This window comes from Streptococcus mitis (assembly GCF_001074635.1).
Taxonomy (GTDB): Bacteria; Bacillota; Bacilli; order Lactobacillales; family Streptococcaceae; genus Streptococcus; species Streptococcus mitis_E.
This window is the reverse complement of record NZ_JUQO01000201.1, coordinates 1-5,338: the sequence shown is the minus strand read 5'-3', so window position 1 is coordinate 5,338 and position 5,338 is coordinate 1. Positions and strand designations below refer to the sequence as shown.

At 41.3% G+C, this 5,338-nt stretch carries 4 protein-coding genes; 1 reads left to right on the top strand and 3 read right to left on the bottom strand.

Annotated elements, in window-relative coordinates:
* Nucleotides 1–272 precede the first annotated feature (272 nt).
* On the top strand, nucleotides 273–1,613 hold the full coding sequence (locus ADI58_RS08705) for a sodium-dependent transporter (RefSeq protein ID WP_049522263.1): 1,341 nt from the start codon (nucleotides 273–275) through the stop codon (nucleotides 1,611–1,613).
* 39 nt (nucleotides 1,614–1,652) lie between these two features.
* Here ADI58_RS08705 and manA read toward each other — a convergent pair whose 3' ends face one another.
* The 3 genes from manA to spxB form a co-directional block, all read right to left on the bottom strand.
* Nucleotides 1,653–2,597, bottom strand: a complete 945-nt coding sequence (manA, locus tag ADI58_RS08700; RefSeq protein ID WP_049522262.1) for a mannose-6-phosphate isomerase, class I — start codon at nucleotides 2,595–2,597, stop codon at nucleotides 1,653–1,655.
* A gap of 162 nt (nucleotides 2,598–2,759) precedes the next feature.
* Nucleotides 2,760–3,107, bottom strand: coding sequence for a VOC family protein (locus ADI58_RS08695; protein WP_049522261.1), 348 nt, complete (start codon nucleotides 3,105–3,107; stop codon nucleotides 2,760–2,762).
* A 154-nt stretch (nucleotides 3,108–3,261) separates the two neighbouring features.
* Nucleotides 3,262–5,037, bottom strand: a complete 1,776-nt coding sequence (spxB, locus tag ADI58_RS08690) for a pyruvate oxidase (RefSeq protein WP_033681403.1) — start codon at nucleotides 5,035–5,037, stop codon at nucleotides 3,262–3,264.
* Nucleotides 5,038–5,338 lie beyond the last annotated feature (301 nt).

Sequence of the window (5,338 nt, the reverse complement as noted above, 5' to 3'; positions counted from 1 at the left end):
TACGGTAAGGCGACGCTGACGTGGTTTGAATTTGATTTTCGAAGAGTATTACATTGATAGTATAACCCCTCCCCCTAGGTCAGAGTCAAGCGTTTTTACGAAATTTTTTACTTTATCATAACATGAAAATGGTTTTCTTGACAGACCTTAGAAAACATGATAGGATAGTCAAGTCTATCAAGCAAAAGAAAGGCTCATCTTGAGTACTTGTGCGGCTATTTGCCAAGGGCAGTAGCTTTTTCTTTTGTAACATTAATTTTAGGAGTTTAACTATGTCTGAAAAATCGCAATGGGGTTCTAAACTGGGCTTTATTCTAGCATCTGCTGGTTCAGCTATCGGACTTGGAGCCGTTTGGAAATTCCCCTACATGACTGCTGCTAACGGTGGAGGAGGCTTTTTACTGGTCTTTCTCGTTTCCACTATTTTAATCGGTTTCCCCCTTTTGCTTGCAGAATTTGCCCTCGGCCGAAGCGCTGGTGTCTCAGCAATCAAAACCTTTGGAAAACTAGGCAAGAATAGCAAGTACAACTTTATCGGTTGGATTGGTGCCTTTGCCCTTTTTATCCTCTTATCTTTCTACAGTGTTATCGGGGGATGGATTCTGGTTTATCTGGGTATTGAGTTCGGGAAATTGTTCCAACTTGCTGGGACGAGTGATTATGCTCAGTTATTTACTTCCATCATTTCAAATCCAGCCATTGCGCTTGGAGCTCAAGCAGCCTTTATCCTATTGAACATCTTTATTGTATCACGTGGGGTTCAAAAAGGGATTGAAAGAGCTTCGAAAGTCATGATGCCCCTGCTCTTTATCATCTTTGTTGTCATCATTGGGCGCTCTCTCAGTTTACCAAATGCCATGGAAGGGGTTCTTTACTTCCTCAAACCAGACTTCTCTAAGCTGACAAGTGCTGGTCTCCTCTATGCTCTGGGACAATCTTTCTTTGCCCTCTCACTAGGGGTTACAGCCATGCTAACCTATGCATCTTACTTGGATAAGAAAACCAATCTAGTCCAGTCAGGGATTTCCATTGTAGCCATGAATATCTCAGTATCCATCATGGCAGGTCTAGCCATTTTCCCAGCCATGTCAGCCTTCAATATCCAGTCTGAAGGAGGACCGAGCTTGCTCTTTATCGTCTTGCCTCAACTCTTTGACAAGATGCCTTTTGGAACCATTTTCTACATCCTCTTCCTCTTGCTCTTCCTCTTTGCGACGGTCACTTCTTCCGTTGTTATGCTGGAAATCAATGTGGGCAATATTACCAATCAGGACAACAGCAAGCGTGCCATGTGGAGTGCCATTTTAGGAATTTTGACCTTTATCTTTGGAATTCCTTCGGCCCTTTCTTACGGTGTTATGGCAGATATTCACATTTTTGGGAAGACCTTCTTTGATGCTATGGATTTCTTGGTTTCCAATCTCCTCATGCCATTTGGAGCTCTCTGCCTTTCACTCTTTACAGGCTATATCTTTAAAAAAGCTCTTGCCATGGAGGAACTCCATCTCGATGAAACAGCGTGGAAACAGGGACTTTTCCAAATCTGGCTCTTCCTTCTTCGTTTCATCATTCCTATCATCATCATTGTGGTCTTTATCGCCCAATTTATGTAATCAAAAAGGACTTGAGTATGAACTCAGGCCCTTTCTTTTTTATGGATGACTAACAATCAATTCCAAATCTTGTCCTTCTAATGTCCAAGCTTCAACATCACTTGGTAGGATAAAGTGGCTACCTTTTTGGATTGGATAGTTTTTTCCGTCAACAGTCAGTTGACCTTGGCCAGCTAAGACACTCAACAAACTGTAGTCAGCTGTCTTTTCGAAGTCAACTTTTCCAGTAATTTCCCACTTGTAAACTGCAAAGAAATCATTGGATACAAGGAGAGTGGAACGCAAATCATCAGCTTTGACAATCACAGGACGGCTATTTGCTGGCTCACCAATGTTCAAGACATCAATCGATTTTTCAAGGTGAAGTTCACGCAAGTTTCCCTTGTCGTCCTTGCGGTCAAAGTCATAGACGCGATAGGTGGTGTCACTAGATTGTTGGGTTTCAAGGATCAAAATTCCTGATCCAATAGCGTGCATAGTTCCACTTGGCACATAGAAGAAATCTCCAGCCTTAACAGGTACTTTTGTCAACAAAGCATCCCAATTTTTATCTTCGATTTGCTGGCGGAGTTCTTCTTTTGACTTGGCATTATGCCCGTAGATAATCTCTGAACCTTTATCCGCAGCGATGATATACCAGCACTCTGTTTTACCTAGCTCACCTTCATGTTCTAACCCATATGCATCGTCTGGATGGACTTGGACGCTGAGCCAGTCGTTGGCATCCAGAATCTTAGTCAAAAGCGGAAATACAGGTTCTGGACGGTTGCCAAACAATTCACGGTGCTCTGCATATAAAGTAGCAAGATCTGTTCCCTCGTAGCGACCATTGGCAACTTTAGAGACTCCATTTGGATGGGCTGAGATGGCCCAATATTCTCCGATTTTTTCACTTGGGATGTCGTAGCCAAACTCATCACGTAGCTTGGTTCCACCCCAGATTTTTTCTTGCATAACTGATTGTAAAAATAATGGTTCTGACATCTTCTTCTCCTGTCTGATTTTTCTCCCCTCATTATAGCAAAAAAAGAGTTCCAGTTGAACTCTTTTTCACATCTTATAAAGTAGGGAGAAGATTTTATAAAAATAGTAAATAAATCCCTTCTTATGCTATAACTTTTGTTGGCGATCAAACTCTACTATGTCCTATTTCATACGATAAAAATCAAGCACTAGACCAGCAGGGCCTTTAACTAATAAGGACTCTGTTCCCCAATCCGTTTCACAAATACCGTGTAAAATCTCGACACCGATCTCTTTTAACCGTTGGTAATTCTGATTTAGATCCTCAACCTCGATATGAAGAATGATTCCTGTCTGAAAATCTTCCAAAGGAATCAAATGATTTTGGGACAACATCAGACAGTGACTACCAATCGTAAATTGAGCAAAACCATCATCAGCATAATCTGCCTTTTTATCCAAGATATGCTCCAAATCAGCACAGACTTGGGGAACATTTGAAACGATAATATCTAATTGATTTAAATTCATTTACTATCCTCCATAAAAAGACCGGATTGCTCCGATCTTTTCAAGTTTCTCTCTATGAAAATCAAAGAATAAACAAGGCATCAAACCGCAGGCAGTACTGGAGTACGGCAAGGTGAAGATAACGCAGTTTACATTTGATTTTCGACGAGAGAAATTATTTAATTGCGCGTGATTGCAACCCTTCTTCTTCCAAGAAGAGGCGGAATGGTACGAGTTCTTCTGCTTCGTATTTTTCCTTGAAAGCTTTGATTGCTTCTTCTGAGTGAAGTTTTGGATCCAATTCAAGTACTTCTACTGGAAGTGGACGGTGTGGAGTGATGCGAGCATCGATCACAACAGTTTTACCTTCTTTGTTGAGTTTAACAGCTTCTGCAACAACTGCATCGATATCTTCGATACGGTCAACTGTAAATCCTACAGCACCTTGCGCTTCAGCGATTTTCGCATAGTCAGCATTAGGGAAGTCACAACCAAACAAGTGTTTATTTGTGTCTTCGTATTTGTCCTTGATGAAGGCATATTTACCATTTGAGAAGACAACGTTGATAACTGGAAGGTCGTATTGAACATTTGTGATAACGTCTGGGTAGCACATGTTGAATGCACCGTCACCCATGATGTTCCATACTTGGCGATCTGGATTGTCTTTCTTAGCAGCGATACCACCAGGAAGAGCAATACCCATTGTCGCAAAGAGTGGAGATGTACGCCACATGTTCTTAGGTGTCATGTGAAGGTGACGAGTAGATGTTTGAGTAGTGTCACCTACGTCGATTGAGTAGATAGCGTCTTGATCAGCATGTTTGTTGATTGCATTGTAAACTTGATACAATTGCAATTCACCCTCAGTTTTACCTTCGATTTTGTTCATGTAATCACGCCAGTTTTGGTTATTCTTAACGTTTGCACGCCACCATGGAGTAGATTCAACTGGGTTCACTTTGTCAAGGATTGCTTTCGCTGCTTGACCTGCATCACCAAGGATTGAAGCGTCTAGGGCATGACGTTTACCAAGTTTGTAAGGGTCGATATCGACTTGGATGAATTTTTCAGTGTTCTTGAAGGCTTCGTAAACTTCAGCAAATGGGAAGTTTGAACCAAGGAAAAGAACTGTGTCTGCTTCAAAGACCACTTCGTTGGCTGGTTTCCAACCAACACGGTAAGCAGAACCTGTCAAACCTTCATAGTTCCATTCGAAAGCTTCAAAGTTTTTACCAGTTGTGATGATTGGTGCTTTGATTTTACGTGACAATTCAGTAATCACTTCACCAGCTTTAACACCACCGTAACCAGCATAGATAACTGGACGTTCAGCATTGTTCAAGATTTCAACAGCTTTGTCGATTTCAACTTCGTTCAAAGCAGGAGCGATGAATGAACGCTCGTATGAACCTGATCCATAGTATGAGTTTTCGTCGATTTCTTGGAAACCGAAGTTTACTGGGATTTCAACAACGGCTGGACCTTTTTTAGAAACTGCAGCACGGCAAGCTTCGTCAATAACTTTTGGCAATTGCTCAGCGTAAGCTACACGTTTGTTGTAAACAGCGATACCGTTGTACATTGGGTTTTGGTTCAATTCTTGGAAAGCATCCATGTTGAGTTCGTTAACTGGACGTGATCCAAGGATTGCTAGGAATGGAGTGTTATCCATAGCTGCATCGTAAACACCGTTAATCAAGTGAGTCGCACCTGGACCACCTGAACCAACTGCAACCCCGATTGAGCCACCGAATTTAGCTTGCATAACCGCTGCAAGAGCACCTGTTTCTTCGTGGCGAACTTGCAAGAAGCGGATATCTTTGTCTTCAGCCAAAGCGTCCATCAATGAGCTGAGTGTTCCTGATGGGATACCGTAGATTGTGTCTACGCCCCATGTTTTCAATACGTTAAGCATTGCTGCAGATGCAGTAATTTTCCCTTGAGTCATAATGATAACTCTCCTTCAAATATTTTTAAATCTACTAAAAAAGGTTTCATATAGTTTTTGAAAACGTTTCAGTAAATTTTTACAATACTAATTTATCACATTTATTTTGACTTTACTAAGAATCTGCTCAGAAGTTTTTATTCTCTATTACAGTACAGTTTGAAAACGTTTTTAGCTTCTGTTTTATAATACTCAATGAAAATCAAAGAGCAAACTAGGAAGCTAGTCGCAGGTTGATCAAAGCACAGCTTTGAGGTTGCAGATAAAGCTGACGTGGTTTGAAGAGATTTTCGAAGAGTAT

Coding starts and splice junctions, on each gene's coding strand:
- spxB (WP_033681403.1), bottom strand. CDS start 5,037: ATGACTCAAGGGAAAATTACTGCATCTGCAGCAATGCTTAACGTATTG.
- ADI58_RS08695 (WP_049522261.1), bottom strand. CDS start 3,107: ATGAATTTAAATCAATTAGATATTATCGTTTCAAATGTTCCCCAAGTC.
- ADI58_RS08705 (WP_049522263.1), top strand. CDS start 273: ATGTCTGAAAAATCGCAATGGGGTTCTAAACTGGGCTTTATTCTAGCA.
- manA (WP_049522262.1), bottom strand. CDS start 2,597: ATGTCAGAACCATTATTTTTACAATCAGTTATGCAAGAAAAAATCTGG.